Source organism: Frondihabitans sp. OV104, assembly GCF_057787745.1.
Genome location: NZ_CM173541.1, coordinates 1,522,305 through 1,539,541, shown reverse-complemented (window position 1 = coordinate 1,539,541; position 17,237 = coordinate 1,522,305). Strand labels below are relative to the sequence as shown.

Below are 17,237 nucleotides of genomic sequence, written 5' to 3'. Positions count from 1 at the left end.
GGTGCCTCCTACGGGGCGCGGGTGTAGTCGACGGCCAGGATGTGGGCGGGTTCGACGAAGGCGTCGAGGCGGACGTAGTTGTCGTCGCCCCAGGTCCAGATCTGGCCGGTGATGAGGTCGCGCACGGTGAACTGCGTTCCGGGCTCGACGCCGAAGGCGCTCGGATCGAGCCGCACGATCGTCTCTCGGGCGGAGTGCGGATCGGTGTTCGCGACGACGATGATGCCGTCGGTGCGGCCGGACCGCGTGTGGCGGCCGTCGAGGTACTTCGAGAAGACGAGGATCGCGTCGTCGTCGCACGAGTGCACGTGCACGTTGCGGAGCTGCCGGAGCGCCGGGTGCTGCGAGCGGATCCGGTTCAGCAGCGTCAGGTACGGCGCGATCGAGGCGCCGGCAGCCTCTTCGGCGGCCCAGTCGCGCGGTTTGAACTCGTACTTCTCGTTGTCGATGTTCTCTTCAGAGCCCGGACGCGCCACGTTCTCGATGAGCTCGTAGCCGGAGTAGACGCCCCACGTCGGGGAGCTGGTCGCGGCGATCGCCGCCCTCACCTTGTAGGCGGGCACGCCGCCGTACTGGAGGTACGGCGTGAGGATGTCGTGGGTGTTGACGAAGAAGTTCGGGCGGAACCAGGGGCTGGTCTCGTGAGAGACCTCGTTCAGGTACTCCTCGAGCTCCCACTTCTCGTTGCGCCAGGTGAAGTAGGTGTACGACTGCTGGAACCCGACCTGGGCGAGCGCCTGCATCATCGCCGGCTTGGTGAACGCCTCGGCCAGGAACACGACCTCGGGGTGGTCCTCGCGGATGTCGGCGAGCAGCCATTCCCAGAAGTGGACCGGCTTGGTGTGCGGGTTGTCGACCCGGAAGATCGTGACGCCCCGGTCGATCCAGAGGCGGACGATTCGCAGGATCTCGGCGCTCAGACCCTCGTAGTCGACGTCGAAGTTGAGCGGGTAGATGTCCTGGTACTTCTTCGGCGGGTTCTCCGCATAGGCGATGGTGCCGTCGGGCAGCTTCGTGAACCACTCCGGGTGCTCCTCGACCCACGGGTGGTCGGGCGAGCACTGCAGCGCCAGGTCGAGCGCGAGCTCGAGGCCCACGTTCTTCGCGGCGCCGACGAACCACTCGAAGTCGGCGACGGTGCCGAGCTCGGGATGGACGGCGTCGTGGCCGCCGTCGGGGGAGCCGATGGCGTACGGCGAGCCGGGGTCGTCCGGGCCGGCCTCGAGGGTGTTGTTCGGCCCCTTGCGGAAGGTCGTGCCGATCGGGTGCACCGGCGGGATGTAGACGACGTCGAAGCCCATGCGCGCGATCGCCGGCAGTCGCCGGGCGGCCGTGCGGAAGGTGCCGCTCTGCCACGAGCCGTCTTCGCGTCGCTTGGCGCCCTCGCTCCGCGGGAAGAACTCGTACCAGCTGCCGACACCCGCACGGGTGCGCTCGACGCGCACGTGCTTGCGGTCGCTCTGCGTCACCAGGCTCGCAAGCGGCTGGGCGGCGAGTGCGGCGGCGATGCGGGAGTCCGTCGCCACGCGCAGGCGGGCCGCAGGTGAGAGGTTCGTGTTGCCGATCGCCTTGGCGCCGTCGCGGAAGAGGGCGGATGCGGGGTCGCGCTCGGCGGCCTTGCGGAGGAGGTCGGTGCCCTGGGCGAGCACGTTCTCGACATCCTGCTCAGCGGGCACCTTGATCTCGGCGACGTGAAGCCAGGTCGCCCAGTCGTCGTTCCACGACTCGACCCACCAGGTGTGCAGGCCCTCGGCCTCGAACAGCCACTCGGCGCTCCAGCGGTCGGTGCCCGGGATTCCCGGGGTCATCCGGCTGCGGCCGACGCTGCCGTCCGGGCCCAGCACGACGAGCGCTGCGTCGATGATGTCGTGCCCCTCGCGGAACACGATGGCACTGAAGGGCACCACCTCGCCGACGAAGGCCTTGGTATCGAACACGTCGTCCGGCGTCCGTGGCTGCAACCCCATGACGGGGATGCGGCCGACTCGGGTTCCGACTCTGGATTCTGTAGGGATCGCCACGCTTCGACCGTACCCGGTCAGGGTGACGCCGCGTCCATGCCGTACCCGGCCGAGCACGTTCGGGGTACAGGTGAGTGTCCACGCTGCGGGGGATAGACCGAATGCCCCCCGTACTGGGTGCACGACACGTGTCCACGCGTGTTGTCCGCACTATGGGGGACCAGTAATGTCGTCATCACACCGCAGGCCAGGGTCCCGAAAGCCCGGGCCGGCGGAGGACGAACCGTCGATGTCGACCGGCCGGCGATCGAGGCATTCCCGCCCCGATCTCTCAGGACCCCACCCGAATGGGCCCTGCACCGGCCGACGACTGCACTCGCATGCCCGAATCATGCGAGCCGCGCCCGAAACGCGGACGACGAGTCGTTCTCCCCGGTGCACGACACGAAGTGCCGCTCCGGACTACCCGCCGGGGCGGCACTCGTCGTCTGGCGGCAGGTTCGGCTACGCGCCGCGTCCGGTCTTCTGCTGGAGCCGGTCGATGTGCTCGCTCGCCTCGGCCTTCGTCAGGTCGGCCGACAGCTCCTCGCCGGCCTGGCGAGCGAGCGTGTCGAGGTAGCTGCGCTGAGCGGGTGTCATGGGCTCGTCGCCGGTCACCCACTCCTCCGGGTCTTTCGATGCGGGATTGGACGGGTCGGGCCGGGTGCCGCCGAGAGTGTCTCCCTGGTCGGCCGCCTGGTCGCCCAGAGGGTCGTCACCGAGCCCGGCGGTGGCCATGGGCTCGACATCGTCGTCGTTCGTCGGCTGGTTGTTCGCGGAAGAGGGTGCTGTCTGGTCGGTCATGGCCGAAACGGTACGCCGAGCCGCCGACATCGCCGCGACGGGATGTACCCCGAACTCCGAGGCCGGAAGCGCAGGGGGCGCAGGAACTCCGCCGCGCGCCACCGGGGCGAACGCCGCCCCGGTCACGCGCGCCAGGTCGGCGGGCGCGAGCTCGATGTCGAAGCCCCGGCGCCCGCCCGACACGAACACCGTGTCGTACAGCTCGGCGGTCTCGTCGATCACCGTGCGCAGCCGGGCCTTCTGCCCCACGGGGCTGATGCCGCCGACGACGTAGCCCGTCCGCCTCGACGCCAGAGCGGGATCGGCCATGGCCGCCTTCTTCGCGCCGACTGCCGCCGCGAGCTTCTTGAGGTCGAGCGTGCCCGAGACCGGCACGACCGCGACGACGAGCGCGTCGTCGGCCTGGACGACCAGCGTCTTGAACACCTGGCCCTCGTCGAGGCCGAGCAGTGCTGCGGCCTCTTCGCCGAAGCTGGAGGCCGTGTCGGCGTGGACGTAGGTGTGCGGGGTGAAGGGGACCCCGGCGGCGTCGAGGGCGACGGTGGCGGGAGTTCCTGGTGCCGAGCTCATCCGAGGTGGCCCCTCACGAGTCAGGACACCCGCCAGAGCGTCACCGTCGGCCCCACGATCTCGTGAGCGTCGCCCGGCTTCCGGGGCTGGGGGTCGAAGGCATCGCCGCTGGTCCAGAGCACCTCGTACGAGGCGACGCCCTCGTGCGACGGCAGCGTGACCGTGATCGGGCTCTCCGAGCCGTGGACGACCACGAGCACGCGGTTGAACTCCTCGACCTCGGGGGTGGAGGCCGCGAGGTACTGCAGAGTGCGGCAGCCGGGGTCGTTCCACGCCTCCGGGAGCACCTCCCGGCCGTCGGGGCCGTACCAGCTCATGTCGGTGGCCGAGAGCGTGACCTTGCCGGTCTCGCCGAACCGCACCGGCCGCAGCGCGGGGTTCTCGCGGCGGTGCCGGATCAGGGCCTTGGCGTCGGCGAGCAGCGCTTCGCGCTCGTCGTCGAGCTGCCAGTCGACCCACGAGATCTCGTCGTCGCTGCAGTACCCGTTGTTGTTGCCGCGCTGCGTGCGGCCGATCTCGTCTCCCGCGGTGAGCAGGGGGATGCCCGCCGACAGGAAGAGCGTCGCCAGCAGGTTGCGCGACGCCCGCCGACGCGCGTCGAGCACCCACGGGTTCTCGGTCGGGCCCTCGGCGCCGTGGTTGAACGACTTGTTGTCGTCCGTGCCGTCGCGGTTGCCCTCGCCGTTCCGGAGGTTGTGCTTGGAGTCGTAGGCGACGACGTCCGCCAGGGTGAAGCCGTCGTGAGCCGTGATGAAGTTGACGCCGGCGAGCGGGCCGCGGTCGTGCGCGTAGATGTTGCTCGACCCCGACAGCTTGGAGGCGAACGACCCGAGGCCGTTCGAGGCGATGCCGTGCACGCGGGCGTCGGCGATGTCGCGCAGCCAGAAGTCGCGGGCCCGATTGCGGAAGCGGTCGTTCCACTCGCTCCAGCCGTCCGGGAAGTTGCCGGTCTGCCACCCGCCCAGCCCGACGTCCCACGGCTCGGCGACGAGCTTCACGCCTTCGAGCGCCGGGTCGGAGGCGATGGCCTCCAGCAGCGGGGCGTTGCGCGAGTAGACGGCGTCGGCGCCGCGGCCGAGCGTGGCCGCCAGGTCGAACCGGAAGCCGTCGATCTGCAGGTCGTTCGCCCAGTACCGCAGGCTGTCGAGCACCAGGCGCGCCGCCGCGGGGAGGCTCGTGTCGAGGGTGTTGCCGCAGCCGGTGACGTCGATGGGACGGGCGTCCTCGTCGTGACGGTAGTAGTGGTTGTCGAGGCCGCGCAGGCTCGTCACCGGGCCGCCCTCGCCCTCCTCGGCGGTGTGGTTGTAGACGACGTCGAGCCAGACCTCGATGCCGGCGGCATGCAGCAGCCGCACCATGCCCTTGAACTCGCGCAGCACCGCCGACGGCCCGCCGAGCTGGGCGTCGCGCGACGCGTAGGCCGGATGCGGTGCGAAGTACGACAGCGTGTTGTAGCCCCAGTAGTTCTGGAAGCCCTGCGCGACGAGGCGCTGCTCGTCGACGTGGTGGTGCACCGGGAGGAGCTCGACGGCGGTGACGCCCAGCTCTCTCAGGTAGGCGATGGTGTTCTCGTGGGCGAGGCCCGCGTAGGTGCCGCGGAGGTCTTCGGGAACGAACGGCGCCAGGCGGGTGAACCCGCGCACGTGCGCTTCGTAGACGACGGTGTGATCCAGCGGCGTGCGGGGCTTGCCCACCCCGCCCCAGTCGAACGACTCGTCGACCACGACTCCGCGCCAGTCTCCGCGACCCGTGCGGGCGAGGCCGCGCGCGTACGGGTCGAGCAGGTTGACCGTCGGGTCGAACGGCGTCACGACGTCGTCGACCCCGGTCGCTTCTCCGTCGGCGCGCAGCCAGTAGCGCCGCCCGGGAACGAGCCGCGGGTCGGAGCCGGTCCACACGCCGGACGCATCGCGCATCAGGGGCACGACCCGCTCGGACGGCGCGTCGTCGATCACCAGGTCGATGCTCGACGCCGCTCCCGACCAGACGCGCAGCGTCGGCCCGTCGGGGCCCGGCCTCACGCCGAGATCGCGCAGGGAATCGACGAGAGCGGGATCGCCCTGGAGGAGCTCGATGTCAGACACGCGTCTTAGAGTACTTAAGAGGGCCCACCGGCACAGAACGGGCGAACACGCCCTGAGAGGAGCACCCATGGCCGTCTACCTCGACCACGCGGCGACCACGCCGATGCTCCCCGCGGCCATCGACGCGTACACCGACGCGCTCCATGCCGTCGGCAACCCCTCGTCCATCCACAGCGCCGGCCAGAACGCCAAGCGCGTGCTCGAAGAGGCCCGCGAGCGCGTCGCCGACTCGCTCGGCTGCGACCCCATCGAAGTCGTCTTCACGTCCGGTGGCACCGAGTCGGTGAACCTCGCCGTCAAGGGCCTGTGGTGGGCGCGGCAGGCCGACCGCCCCCGCCCCCGGATCCTCGTGCCCGGCGGCGAGCACCACGCCACGGTCGACACTGTCGAATGGCTCGAGCGGTACCAGGGCGCCGTGATCGAGTGGATACCGCTCGATGCGCTGGGTCGCGTGAGCCTCGAGTTCCTGCGCCGCGCCCTCGCCGAGCACGACGACGTCGCTCTCGTGACGCTGCTGTGGGCCAACAACGAGGTCGGCACCCTGCAGCCCGTCGACCAGGTGGTCGCGCTCGCGGCCGAGTACGGCGTGCCCGTGCACTCCGACGCCGTGGCCGCCTACGGGCAGGTGCCCATCGACTTCCGGGCCTCGGGCCTCGATGCTCTCAGCGTCTCGGCGCACAAGATCGGCGGGCCGATCGGCATCGGCGCGCTCGTGCTGTCGCGCACGGCGACGGTCGTGCCCCTGATCCACGGCGGCGGGCAGCAGCGTCAGGTGAGGAGCGGGACGCAGGATGCCCCGGCCGCCGTCGCCTTCGCCGTCGCCGCGCGTGCGCCCCATCAGCCCTACGACGCCCTGCGCGACCGCGTCATCGCCGGCGTGCGCGCGGCCGTGCCGTCGGCCGTCCTCCGCGGCGACCCCGTCGACCGGCTGCCCGGCAACGCGCACTTCACGTTCCCGGGGTGCGAGGGCGACTCGCTGCTCTTCCTGCTCGATGCGGCCGGCGTGTCGGTGTCGACCGGGTCGGCTTGCCAGGCGGGGATCCCCGAGGCGTCGCACGTGCTGCTCGCCATGGGGCTCAGCGACGACGAGGCGCGCGGGGCGCTGCGGATCACCGTCGGCCACACCACGACCGAGGCCGACGTCGATGCGCTGCTCGCGGCGCTGCCCGACGCCGTCGCGCGGGCGACCCGGGCCGGCTACGCCGACCGGGCGCCGCTCCTGGGGCGTTAGTCGAGCGCAGTCGCTCGGGTGGCTCGCCCCGATCCGGGGCTCTCGCCGTCGACTGGACCCGATCCGGGCGTCTCGACGGGCGCGGCCGCACAGGCGCAGAATCGGCCCATGCAGATCTACTCGGGCGACGCCGCCCGCCGCGCCCGCCAGACCCTCGCCGACGTGACCGCTCTCGCAGGGATCGTCGCCTTCGCCGTGCTGGGCGCCGTGGTCGCGGGTCTCGTCGCCACTCTCGCGCAGGTCGGCCGCAGCATCGAGACGGCGGGGTCGGACTTCCGCAGCCGGCTGGCCGACGCCGCGGACGCGCTCGGGGGAGTGCCCCTGATCGGGCCGACCGCGAGCGCACCCCTGCAGCGGGCGAGCGACGCCGGCTCGACGCTGGTCGACGCGGGGCAGCGCCAGCAGGAGATCGTCGGGCAGCTCAGCCTGATCGCCGGGCTGGTCGTCGCTCTCGTGCCGATCGGCATCATCCTGCTCGCGTGGCTCCGACCCCGCCTCGCCTTCGTCCGCCGGGCGCGCGTCACCCGGAAGCTCGCGCAGACCGACGGCGGCCTGGAGCTCCTCGCCTTCCGGGCGCTGGCTTCCGGCGACGTCGACGCGCTCCTGCGCATCAACCCGAATCCCGTGGCCGCCTGGAGCGCGGGCGACGCGCTCGAGCAGCGGCAGCTCGCCGAGCTCGCTCTGCACGAGGCGGGCGTGGTCCGCTGAGCCGCGCCCGGTAGGCTGGACCACCATGATCGAGCTCGACTTCTCCGACCGGATCGCCGCCCTGCGATCCACCTTCGCCGACATCTCCGCCGTGATCGGCGTCGAGCGGCTCGAGACCGAGATCGCCGAACTCGAGCAGCAGGCGTCCGACCCCGACCTCTGGAACGACACCGAGAACGCCCAGCGCGTCACCAGCGACCTCAGCCACCGCAAGTCGGAGCTCGACAAGATCACGACGACCGGCCAGCGGCTCGACGACCTCGAGGTGCTCGTCGAGATGGCCAACGAGGGCGACGACCAGGAGAGCGCCGACGAGGCCCAGGTCGAGCTGACGGCCATCCAGTCGATGATGGACACCCTCGAGATTCAGACCCTCCTCGACGGCGAGTACGACCCGCGCCCGGCCGTCATCACCATCCGCGCCGGGGCCGGCGGCGTCGACGCGGCCGACTTCGCCGAGATGCTCCTGCGCATGTACCTCCGGTATGCCGAGAAGCACGGCTTCAAGGTCAGCGTGATGGACACCAGCTACGCCGAAGAAGCGGGCATCAAGTCGGCCACCTTCGAGGTCGACGCGCCCTACGCCTTCGGCACGCTCAGCGTCGAGGCCGGCACGCACCGGCTCGTCCGCATGTCGCCGTTCGGCGCGGCGGGCAAGCGCCAGACGAGCTTCGCGGCCGTCGAGGTCATCCCGCTGATGGAAGAGACCGAGGCCATCGAGATCCCCGAGAACGACATCCGCGTCGACGTGTTCCGCTCGTCGGGCCCCGGCGGCCAGTCGGTCAACACCACCGACTCGGCGGTGCGCATCACCCACATCCCGACCGGCGTCGTCGTCTCGATGCAGAACGAGAAGAGCCAGATCCAGAACCGCGCGGCCGCCATGCGCGTGCTCCAGTCGCGACTGCTGATCCTCAAGCGCGAAGAGGAGAACGCCAAGAAGAAGGAGCTCGCGGGCAACATCACCGCGAGCTGGGGCGACCAGATCCGCTCGTACGTGCTGGCCCCCTACCAGATGGTCAAAGACCTCCGGAGCGAGTTCGAGGTCAACAACCCGTCGAACGTCTTCGACGGCGACCTCGACGGCTTCCTCTCGGCGGGCATCCGCTGGCGCAAGCGCTCGGACGACGAATAGGGTTTTCACAGCCTTCGGGTTAGAGGCGCGCCTGCCTCGAATTGTCGGCCGTCGTGCCTAGTCTTGCCCCGTCATGATTCGCTTTGATGAGGTCTCCAAGTTCTACGCCGGCAACCCCCGCCCGGCGCTCAACGGCATCTCCCTTGAGATTCTCAAGGGCGAGTTCGTCTTCCTCGTGGGTGCTTCCGGTTCCGGCAAGTCCAGCTTCCTCCGCCTCGTGCTGAAAGAGGAGAAGCCGTCGAAGGGCCAGATCCACGTGCTCGGGCAGCGGCTGGGCACGCTCTCGAGCCGCAAGGTGCCGTACTTCCGCCGCAACCTCGGCGTCGTCTTCCAGGACTTCCGGCTCCTGCCGCAGAAGTCGGTGTTCGACAACGTCGCCTTCACGCTCCAGGTGATCGGCAAGAGCCGCGGCTACATCCAGGAGGCCGTGCCCGACGTGCTCAAGATGGTCGGCCTGGCAGGCAAGGCCCAGCGGCTTCCTCACGAGCTCTCCGGCGGCGAGCAGCAGCGCGTCGCGATCGCCCGCGCCATCGTCAACCGCCCGGCGATCCTCCTCGCCGACGAGCCCACCGGCAACCTCGACCCCAGCACCAGCGCAGGCATCATGACTCTCCTCGACCGGATCAACGCCTCCGGCACCACCGTGCTCATGGCCACGCACGACGCCGGCATCGTCGACCAGATGCAGCGCCGCGTCATCGAGCTCTCGGGCGGCAACGTGATCCGTGACGAGCGCTCCGGCGGGTACCAGACGCAGGCGGTCCCGATCCAGGCTGTCGGCATCGACCGTCTCGGGGTCGACGCCGACTCCCCGGGCGCAGGAACTCCCTCCGGCATCCCCACGCCGCCCGAGCCCCGCCTCGATCCCGACTCCGTCGCCACGCACAGCGTGCCCACCTGGGGAGCCGACAAATGAGGCTCGGGCTCGTCTTCGGCGAGGTCGGCTCCGGCCTCAAGCGCAACCTCTCGATGGTCGTCTCCGTTGTGCTGGTCACCTTCATCTCGCTGACCTTCGTCGGCACCGCGGTGCTGCTCCAGATGCAGATCAACCAGATGAAGGGCTACTGGTACGACCGGGCCCAGGTCGCGGTCTACCTCTGCACCGACACCGACACGACCGGCAACTGCACGGGCGCGAAGGCGACTACCGGTCAGAAAGATCAGATCGAGGCTCAGCTGCAGTCCTCGACCCTCAAGCCCTACATCCAGCGCTCGTACTTCGAGACGCAGCAGCAGGCCTACGAGCGCTTCAAGAAGCAGTTCGCCGACAGCCCCGCCACGGAGTTCGTGCAGCCGTCGTACCTCAACGAGACGTTCTGGGTGAACCTGAAAGACCCGTCTCAGGCCGACGTGCTGAAGGAGAGCCTGTCGAACCAGGCCGGCGTCCAGAGCGTGGTCGACCAGCGAGGCTACCTGCAGCCCATCTTCTCGGTGCTGAACGCCGCGTCGTACACGGCGATCGGCATCGCCGTGCTCATGCTGATCGCCGCCGTCCTGCTGATCGCCACGACCATCCGGCTCTCTGCCTTCAGCCGCCGAAGAGAGCTCGGCATCATGAGACTCGTCGGTGCGTCGAACCGATTCATCCAGACGCCGTTCATCCTCGAGGGCGTGATCGCCGCGCTTGTCGGGTCGGTGCTGGCCGGCGGCGCGATCGTGCTGATCGTCAAGGTCTTCGTGCGCGGCTACCTCGCCGAGAACTTCGCGTCGACGCCGTTCGTCGGGATGTCCGAGACGTACTTCGTCGTGCCGCTCCTGATCGTGATCGGCGCCGTGCTCGCCGCCCTGTCGGCGAACGTCGCGATCCGCCGCTACCTCAAGGTCTAGCCCGGACGGTCGTCGCATTTGGATTGCCAGGCGTACGTGGCATAGACTGCAGGGCTGTGCTCGACCGGGCACGCACCCGCTCGGCCTCGTCACGAAGGAGACACCATGGCAACCGTGACATCGGAAAAGCGCAAGGTCTCCGACCGCGACAAGGGCGAGAAGGTCGTCGCCACGAATCGTCGTGCGCGCCACGACTACCTCATCGACGACACCTACGAGGCGGGCATCGTGCTCTGGGGTACCGAGGTCAAGGCTCTCCGCCAGGGCCGCGCGTCGCTCGTCGACGGGTACGCGTTCGTCGACGGCGGCGAGATCTGGCTCGATGCGGTGCACATCCCCGAGTACACCGAGGGCACCTGGAACAACCACGCACCCCGGCGCAAGCGCAAGCTGCTTCTCCACAAGCAGCAGATCATCAAGATCAGCCACAAGACCAAGGAGGGCGGATACACGCTCGTCCCTCTGCGGATCTACTTCTCGGACGGCCGGGCCAAGGTCGAGATCGCCGTAGCGAAGGGCAAGCGCGAGTACGACAAGCGCCAGACCCTGCGCGAGCGCACCGACCGCCGCGAGGCCGACCGTGCGATGAGCGCGCGACGCAACCTCGGCGACTAGCGGTACAGTAGAAGACCGCGCAAGCGGCAGCAGCACCAGGTTGACAACTCCACAGAGCACGACAGAGACCCACTCGAGGGGATGATCGGTTTCGACATCGCCTGTTTGCGAACGAGAAGCGGGTCGAGGATCCAGGGTTATCTCGTAAACGATCTCTGGAAAACAATAAGTGCCAATAAATCGCGCACTGACTTCGCTCTCGCTGCGTAAGCAGTAGAGCCACATAAGTCCGTCAGACCGGAGACTGCTCTCTATCCGGAGCCTGACGTCATCTAGAGGGCTTGCTGGACGACTGCGCCACAGGGTCGTCTGGGACTTTCACTGTGACTGGGCTCGTCCACCTAGATGCCGGTAGCAAAGGTGGGGGCCGAGTAGAACGACTCATCCGGCTACACCCGTAGAAGGCGTTCAACTTCAGCGATGGACGGGGGTTCAATTCCCCCCATCTCCACCACTGGTCTCTGTCGTGCTCCGTGTTCTCCCCGTGATACCTGCGCTCTGCGCACGTTCTACGGGGTTTCCGAGAGTTCGCTGTCACACTCGTCGCATGCTTCTCGACCCTCAGGCCCTGCTCGAAAACCTCGGCCCCTGGGCACTCGTCGGCCTCTCGATCATCATCTTCATCGAATCCGGCGTGCTCTTCCCCTTCCTGCCGGGCGACTCCCTGCTCGTCACGGCGGGGCTCCTGCACGACAAGCTCGGCCTCGCCGTCGCCACCATCGCCATCTGCGCGTTCGTCGCGGCCTTCCTGGGCGACCAGGTCGGCTACTTCCTCGGCAACCGCTTCGGACGACGCCTCTTCAAGCCCGACGCGCGCATCCTGAAGACCGAGTACCTCGAACGCGCCGAGGCGTTCTTCGCCCGGTACGGCGGCCCCGCGCTCATCCTCGGACGCTTCGTCCCGATCGTCCGGACGTACGTGCCGCTCGCGGCGGGGGCGAGCGGGTACACGTACCGCAAGTTCCTGCTGTGGAACGTCACGGGAGCCGCGCTCTGGGCCGGCGGGCTCACGGTGATCGGGTCGCTGCTGAGCGGCTTCCCGTTCATCACCGAGCACATCGACGTGCTGGCCATCGTCATCGTGCTCATCTCGGTCGGGCCGATCGTCGTGCACGGCCTGCTCGAGCGGCGCAAGGCGAAGCGCGCGGCCGTTGCTGCCGCTGCCGCCGCCACCGCCGCTGCGCCGACGGGAAAGTAGGGGCGTTCGGCCGGCCAGCGTCGGGGCTCGACCCCCGCGTTCGGCCTGGGTGCCGGCCCGCGGGCTGGCGCTGGGGCCGTTTCGGCGGGTCTGACCCCGAGTCCGTGTTCGAACGGGGCTCCGTGGTTGTGGTGCTCCGCTGCACCCGCCGATCCGGCGCGAACCCGCCTGCGCGTCGGTGGGGTCGTGCCGCTTCGGAGGGGCGCCGCGGCCGACGTGGCGGGGCTGGGCCGATGTGGCGGGGTGCGGCCCTTCTGGCGGGGCTGGGTCGATCGGGTTTGCTGCACCCGCCGATTCGGCGCGAACCCGCCTGCGCGTCGGCGGGGTCGTGCCGCTTCGGCGGGGCGCCGCGGCCGACGTGGCGGGGCTGGGCCGATGTGGCGGGGTGCGGCCGTTCTGGCGGGGCTGGGTCGATCGGGTCTGCCGCACCCGCCGATTCGGCGCGAACCCGCCTGCGCGTCGGCGGGGTCGTGCCGCTTCGGCGGGGCGCCGTCGCCGACGTGGCGGGGCTGGACCGTTCTGGCGGGGCTGGGCCGATGTGGCGGGGCGGGGCCGATCCGCCGGGGCAGGGCGGCCGCACGGGTCACGCGAGCGGCGCGGGCTCGACGGGCAGCCGGCGGGGCGCACCGAACCGCCAGGTCATGAGGGCGACGGCGAGGGCGCCGGCCGCCAGGAGCGCGGCGAGCACGACGACCTGGAACTGCGCGGCGGCGAGCGGCGACGCCCCGCCGAACACGGCGCCGACGAACGCCCCGGGGAGCGTCACCAGCCCGGTTGTGCGGGTCTGGTCCGTCGCCGGGATGATGGCCGACGACGCGGCCGTCCGGGTCACGTGCGCTGCCGCCTGGCGCGGGGTGGCACCGAGGGCGAGCCAGCCCTCCACCTCGTCGCGCGCCGCCAGGAGGCCCGATGCGAGCAGGCGGCCCATCAGCGTCATCACGCCCATGACTCCGCCGACGATGATCCCGCCGACGGCCAGGAGATAGCGGGGCGTGGCATCGACGGCTCCGACGGCGAAGACGAGCGTCACGGGAACCGCCGCCGCGACGGCCACGCTAGCCAGCACGAACCAGGCGTGCCGCCGGAGAAGGCGAAGGCGGCTCTGCACCGTCCAGGCCGCCGCGATCACCATGACCGTCAGGAACGCGGCGACGAGCCGAACATCATCGATGATCCCGTGCAGGATCAGGCTGAGGACTCCGAGCTGAACGACCGCCCGCAGAATCGCCCACGGCTGCAGCCACGGCTTCTCGAGCCGGAGCCCGAAGACGACGGCGGCGGTGACCGCAGTCAGCACGGCGACCGCGATCGCGGTGGTGGCGAGCGTCACTCGACGGTCTCGCGCCCCGCCGGGGAGGTGGGCGCAGCCGGCAGCAGCAGCCGGAACGTCGTCCCTGCGCTCGAGGTGTCGACCACCTCGACGGAGCCGCCGTACCGGGTAGCGATGTCGCGCACCAGGGCGAGCCCGAGGCCGAAGCTCGCGCGCACCGGCGCCGCCGCTGCAGAGCCCGGAGCCGCCGCCCCAGCACCCAGCGCAGCCGAGCCATTGCCACCCGGCGCCGCCACCGCGTGCCCATCCGCCGCCCCCGCAGCCACCGGCCCCGAGTGCGCGAACCGCTCGAACACGCGCGACGGGTCGATGCCGACGATGCCCGGCCCGTCGTCTGAGACGGTGAGCTCGACACGCTTTCCGCGGGGGGCGAGGGCGACGCGGACCGTGCCGCCCGCGGGGGAGTGCGCGACGGCGTTGTCGACGAGGGCGACCACGGAGCGGCGGAAGCTGGTGGGCGGGATTCTGACCGCCAGGAGTTCCTGCGCCCGGGGCATCGACGCGTGCAGCGAGAGGGTCACATCGCGCTCGGCCGCCAGGATCCGGAGGGAGTCCACGGCCTCGGCGGCCACCGCTGCGGCGTCGATCGGCGGGCCGGATTGAGGCGTGCCCTCGCCGCCGGCCGCCAAGAGCAGGTCGTCGACGATCTCGATGAGCGAGCGGGAGTCGGCCCTCAGCTCGGCCAGCGCTTCGGGGCTGACCGGAGTCCCTGCGCCGAGCCGCCGCTCCACGACCTGCAGCCGCGCGTCGAGGACGGCCAGCGGCGTGCGGAGCTCGTGCCCGGCGTCGGCGACGAACTGCCGCTGCAGGCGCAGAGCCTCGCCGAGCGGCTTGACGGCGCGCCGGGCGATGACGAGGCTGACGAGTCCGGCGAAGACGATGGCGCCGGCGCCGATCAGCGCGATGCCCTGCACCGTGTCGGTGAGATCGACGTAGACGTGGGGCGTCGCCGACGACGACTGCTCGAGCTGCTCGCTGGGCCGCGCCTGGTGCGTGAGGGAGACGATGGCGACCAGGATGATCCCGATCACGATGACGGCGCTGGCCAGCATGATCTGCCAGCCGATCGAGTAGGCCGCCCGTCCGGTGGATCGATCCTGCGCGGTCACAGTGCGCCCAGGCGGTAGCCGCGGCCGCGTACGGTGAGCACGACGTCGCGCTCGGTCTTTCGGCGCAGGTAGTGCACGTAGGTGTCGACGGTGCCGGGCATCTCGCCGGACGGGAACACGACCCGCAGCAGGTGCTCGCGCGAGAACGTCGTATCGGGTGCGGCCGCGAGAACCCGCAGCAGCCCGGACTCGCGCTCCGACAGCACGACACGGTCGCCGTACGGCGACGAGAGCAGGCGATCGTCGGGCAGGAACTCCCACTCGCCGACCGGCAGCCGGGGCCCGGACGACGCGAACGTCCGGGTCAGCGCCCGCAGCCGCGCGAGCAGCTCGTCGAACTCGAACGGCTTCACCAGGTAGTCGTCGGCGCCGGCGTCGAGACCGTCGACCCTGTCGGCGACGGTGCCGAGGGCGGTCAGCATCAGCACGGGCGTCGTGACACGGCTGCGGCGCAGCGCCGTGACGATGTCGGCGCCCTCGATCGACGGCAGCCGGCGGTCGACGACCATCGCGTCGAAGTCGCCGTCGAGCCCGGCGATCAGCCCGGCACGGCCGTCTGCGTGCCGCACGACGTCGTAGACCTCGGCCAGCACCTCCTCGATGAGCGGGCCGAGGGCCGGGTCGTCCTCGATGAGGAGCACCCGGAGGCGCGCGGTGCGATCCATGCGTCGAGGGTACTGCGCGGGTCTCCCAGAAAGTCCCCAGGAGGGACGAGAGCCTGAGAGGCGCAGGGCGCAGGAACTGCCAGCCGGGGCCTACGGCGCGACGGCCCGCACCGCGGCGTCGTGCAGCAGCCCGTTCGTCGCCAGCGCGCTTCCGTGCCAGATGCCGTCGCCGCCGTCGATCCCGCCGAAGCGCCCGCCGGCCTCGGTCACGATCGGATAGAGCGCCGCCATGTCGTACGGCTGCAGGTCGAACTCGCCCGAGATGTCGACGGCTCCTTCGGCGACGAGCATGTACGACCAGAAGTCGCCGTACGCGCGCGTGCGCCAGACCTGCTCGGCGAGGACGAGGAGCTGCTCGACCCGGCCGGCCTTCATCCAGTACTGCAGGCCGTTGTAGCTGAGCGACGCCTTGTCGAGCGTCGCGACGTCCGAGACCCGCACGGGCCCGGCGTCGCTGAATGCGCCCCGCCCCTGGGACGCCCACCAGCGCCGTCCGAGCGCGGGAGCGCTCACGACGCCGACGACCGGCGTGCCGTCGACGACGAGCGAGATCAGCGTCGCCCAGACGGGAACCCCGCGCAGGAAGTTGGCGGTGCCGTCGATCGGGTCGACGATCCACTGGCGGGAGCTCTCGCCGGTCGTGCCGCCCTCCTCGCCGTAGAACGAATCGCCGGGGCGCTCCTTCGCGAGTCGATCGCGGAGGGTCGCCTCGACGGCCCGGTCGGCGTCGGTGACGTGCGTGTGGTCGGCCTTGAGCGACACGTCGAGGTCGGCGGCCCGGTAGCGGGCGAGGCTGATGGCGTCGGCGGCGTCGGCGAGCCGGCGGGCGAGGTCGAGGTCGGCTGCGTAGTCGGTCACCTCCCCAGCGTATCGGCGGGGGGTCAGCCGACCGACGAGCCCCGGTTTCCGAGCAGCGTCTGCAGCGACTCCATGCGCTCGCGCCCGACCTGGCCGAGCTCGCCCGCCGCCACGCGGTCGACGATCTCCCAGTCGTGCGCCTGATCGAGGGGGATGCCGTCGCGGGGCCGGTAGCCGTCGGGGAAGACGGCGTGCGACGCGAACGACTGGAGGATGTTCTCGGGGTTCACGTGGCCGAGGCCGAACGACCGGACGCCCGGCGTGTCGATGATCCAGCCGCCCGACGGCACCTTGAACGACACGGTGGACGACGAGGTGTGGCGGCCACGGCCGGTGACCGTGTTCACGACGCCGACGGCGCGGTTCGAGCCGGTGAGCGCGTTGACGAGGGTCGACTTGCCGACGCCGGAGTGACCGACGGTCACGGTGACGTGGCCGTCGAGGATCGAACGCAGCTCGGCGAGTTCCTGCTCGGTGAACTTCGTGGAGGAGGTCGTCACGACGCGGAGGTCGAGGCAGGAGAAGTGGGCGGCGAAGGGCTCGGGGTCGGCGAGGTCGGTCTTCGTGATGCAGAGGATCGGCTGCACTCCGGCGTCGAACGCCGCCACGAGGTAGCGGTCGACCAGGCGCGGCCGTGGTTCCGGATCAGCAGCCGCCACCACGATGAGCATCTGGTCGGCGTTGGCGACGATCACGCGCTCCACGGCATCGGTGTCGTCGGCGCTGCGGCGGAGGAGGGTGGTGCGCTCGTGAACGCGGACGATGCGGGCCAGCGAGCCCTCGGCACCGGTCGTGTCGCCGACGACGTCGACGCGGTCGCCGGTCACGACCGACTTCTTGCCGAGCTCTCGGGCGCGCGCCGTCGTGATCTCGCGCTCCTCGGGCGTTCCGGCGTCCATCAGCACGCCGTAGCGGCCTCGGTCGACCGTCCAGACGACGCCCTCCTCGGCCTCGGCGTAGGCGGGGCGCTGCTTGGTGCGGGGCCGGTTGGCCTTGGGGTTGGGGCGCACCCGCACGGACGACTCGTCGTACTCGGAGTACTCCTCGTCGTCGGCCTCGTCGCCGTCCGACCACCAGCTCATCGGAGACCCGCTCCGGCCGTG

Annotated in this window: 15 protein-coding genes, 1 other RNA gene and 1 pseudogene; 8 read left to right on the top strand and 9 right to left on the bottom strand. The window is 70.5% G+C overall.

Features of this window, described 5'->3' with window-relative positions:
* Nucleotides 1–8 precede the first annotated feature (8 nt).
* The 4 genes and pseudogenes from AC3CBB_RS07240 to glgX form a co-directional block, all read right to left on the bottom strand.
* On the bottom strand, nucleotides 9–1,976 hold the full coding sequence (locus AC3CBB_RS07240; protein WP_488626723.1) for an alpha-1,4-glucan--maltose-1-phosphate maltosyltransferase: 1,968 nt from the start codon (nucleotides 1,974–1,976) through the stop codon (nucleotides 9–11).
* Between the two features lie 489 nt (nucleotides 1,977–2,465).
* Entirely contained in the window at nucleotides 2,466–2,738 is a 273-nt protein-coding gene (locus tag AC3CBB_RS07235) for a DUF3072 domain-containing protein (protein ID WP_488626722.1), read from the bottom strand.
* A gap of 159 nt (nucleotides 2,739–2,897) precedes the next feature.
* A pseudogene (gene ybaK, locus AC3CBB_RS07230) lies at nucleotides 2,898–3,374 on the bottom strand (Cys-tRNA(Pro) deacylase); the annotation flags it as partial.
* A 20-nt stretch (nucleotides 3,375–3,394) separates the two neighbouring features.
* Nucleotides 3,395–5,458, bottom strand: a complete 2,064-nt coding sequence (gene glgX, locus AC3CBB_RS07225; protein ID WP_488626495.1) for a glycogen debranching protein GlgX — start codon at nucleotides 5,456–5,458, stop codon at nucleotides 3,395–3,397.
* 67 nt (nucleotides 5,459–5,525) lie between these two features.
* Between glgX and AC3CBB_RS07220 the strand changes: the two genes are divergently transcribed.
* The 8 genes from AC3CBB_RS07220 (at nucleotide 5,526) to AC3CBB_RS07185 (ending at nucleotide 12,172) form a co-directional block, all read left to right on the top strand.
* Complete coding sequence (locus AC3CBB_RS07220; protein WP_488626494.1) at nucleotides 5,526–6,689, top strand: cysteine desulfurase family protein; 1,164 nt, start codon at nucleotides 5,526–5,528, stop codon at nucleotides 6,687–6,689.
* Between the two features lie 108 nt (nucleotides 6,690–6,797).
* Nucleotides 6,798–7,397, top strand: a complete 600-nt coding sequence (locus AC3CBB_RS07215) for a hypothetical protein (protein WP_488626493.1) — start codon at nucleotides 6,798–6,800, stop codon at nucleotides 7,395–7,397.
* 25 nt (nucleotides 7,398–7,422) lie between these two features.
* Nucleotides 7,423–8,532, top strand: coding sequence for a peptide chain release factor 2 (gene prfB / locus AC3CBB_RS07210; RefSeq protein WP_488626492.1), 1,110 nt, complete (start codon nucleotides 7,423–7,425; stop codon nucleotides 8,530–8,532).
* A gap of 73 nt (nucleotides 8,533–8,605) precedes the next feature.
* Complete coding sequence (gene ftsE, locus AC3CBB_RS07205) at nucleotides 8,606–9,448, top strand: cell division ATP-binding protein FtsE (protein ID WP_123504908.1); 843 nt, start codon at nucleotides 8,606–8,608, stop codon at nucleotides 9,446–9,448.
* Nucleotides 9,445–10,359 (top strand): permease-like cell division protein FtsX, encoded by a 915-nt coding sequence (gene ftsX / locus AC3CBB_RS07200; RefSeq protein WP_488626491.1) that lies wholly within the window; start codon nucleotides 9,445–9,447, stop codon nucleotides 10,357–10,359. Before ftsE ends, ftsX begins: the two co-directional genes overlap by 4 nt.
* A gap of 105 nt (nucleotides 10,360–10,464) precedes the next feature.
* The gene (smpB, locus tag AC3CBB_RS07195) at nucleotides 10,465–10,974 is read left to right on the top strand and encodes an SsrA-binding protein SmpB (protein ID WP_123504906.1); all 510 of its coding nucleotides are present in this window, start codon (nucleotides 10,465–10,467) and stop codon (nucleotides 10,972–10,974) included.
* Between the two features lie 77 nt (nucleotides 10,975–11,051).
* Nucleotides 11,052–11,428: a transfer-messenger RNA gene (gene ssrA / locus AC3CBB_RS07190) on the top strand.
* 93 nt (nucleotides 11,429–11,521) lie between these two features.
* On the top strand, nucleotides 11,522–12,172 hold the full coding sequence (locus tag AC3CBB_RS07185) for a DedA family protein (protein WP_488626490.1): 651 nt from the start codon (nucleotides 11,522–11,524) through the stop codon (nucleotides 12,170–12,172).
* A gap of 583 nt (nucleotides 12,173–12,755) precedes the next feature.
* Here AC3CBB_RS07185 and AC3CBB_RS07180 read toward each other — a convergent pair.
* From AC3CBB_RS07180 to rsgA, 5 genes are all read right to left on the bottom strand, one after another.
* A complete protein-coding gene (locus AC3CBB_RS07180) occupies nucleotides 12,756–13,502 on the bottom strand; it encodes an ABC transporter permease (protein ID WP_488626489.1) in 747 nt (248 codons plus the stop codon).
* On the bottom strand, nucleotides 13,499–14,611 hold the full coding sequence (locus tag AC3CBB_RS07175; RefSeq protein WP_488626488.1) for a sensor histidine kinase: 1,113 nt from the start codon (nucleotides 14,609–14,611) through the stop codon (nucleotides 13,499–13,501). The genes AC3CBB_RS07180 and AC3CBB_RS07175 overlap by 4 nt, the downstream gene beginning before the upstream one ends.
* Entirely contained in the window at nucleotides 14,608–15,276 is a 669-nt protein-coding gene (locus AC3CBB_RS07170; protein ID WP_123504902.1) for a response regulator transcription factor, read from the bottom strand. Before AC3CBB_RS07170 ends, AC3CBB_RS07175 begins: the two co-directional genes overlap by 4 nt.
* Before the next feature lie 90 nt (nucleotides 15,277–15,366).
* Nucleotides 15,367–16,134: an inositol monophosphatase family protein gene (locus AC3CBB_RS07165; protein ID WP_123504901.1), complete on the bottom strand. Its 768-nt coding sequence runs from the start codon at nucleotides 16,132–16,134 to the stop codon at nucleotides 15,367–15,369.
* Between the two features lie 23 nt (nucleotides 16,135–16,157).
* On the bottom strand, nucleotides 16,158–17,216 hold the full coding sequence (gene rsgA, locus AC3CBB_RS07160) for a ribosome small subunit-dependent GTPase A (RefSeq protein ID WP_123504900.1): 1,059 nt from the start codon (nucleotides 17,214–17,216) through the stop codon (nucleotides 16,158–16,160).
* Nucleotides 17,217–17,237: the final 21 nt, after the last annotated feature.

What these genes read in the sequence shown, in the direction of transcription:
- AC3CBB_RS07235 (WP_488626722.1), bottom strand. Translation starts at nt 2,738, where the DNA reads ATGGCCACCGCCGGGCTCGGTGACGACCCTCTGGGCGACCAGGCGGCC.
- AC3CBB_RS07220 (WP_488626494.1), top strand. Translation starts at nt 5,526, where the DNA reads ATGGCCGTCTACCTCGACCACGCGGCGACCACGCCGATGCTCCCCGCG.
- AC3CBB_RS07215 (WP_488626493.1), top strand. Translation starts at nt 6,798, where the DNA reads ATGCAGATCTACTCGGGCGACGCCGCCCGCCGCGCCCGCCAGACCCTC.
- prfB (WP_488626492.1), top strand. Translation starts at nt 7,423, where the DNA reads ATGATCGAGCTCGACTTCTCCGACCGGATCGCCGCCCTGCGATCCACC.
- ftsE (WP_123504908.1), top strand. Translation starts at nt 8,606, where the DNA reads ATGATTCGCTTTGATGAGGTCTCCAAGTTCTACGCCGGCAACCCCCGC.
- ftsX (WP_488626491.1), top strand. Translation starts at nt 9,445, where the DNA reads ATGAGGCTCGGGCTCGTCTTCGGCGAGGTCGGCTCCGGCCTCAAGCGC.
- smpB (WP_123504906.1), top strand. Translation starts at nt 10,465, where the DNA reads ATGGCAACCGTGACATCGGAAAAGCGCAAGGTCTCCGACCGCGACAAG.
- AC3CBB_RS07185 (WP_488626490.1), top strand. Translation starts at nt 11,522, where the DNA reads ATGCTTCTCGACCCTCAGGCCCTGCTCGAAAACCTCGGCCCCTGGGCA.
- AC3CBB_RS07170 (WP_123504902.1), bottom strand. Translation starts at nt 15,276, where the DNA reads ATGGATCGCACCGCGCGCCTCCGGGTGCTCCTCATCGAGGACGACCCG.
- rsgA (WP_123504900.1), bottom strand. Translation starts at nt 17,216, where the DNA reads ATGAGCTGGTGGTCGGACGGCGACGAGGCCGACGACGAGGAGTACTCC.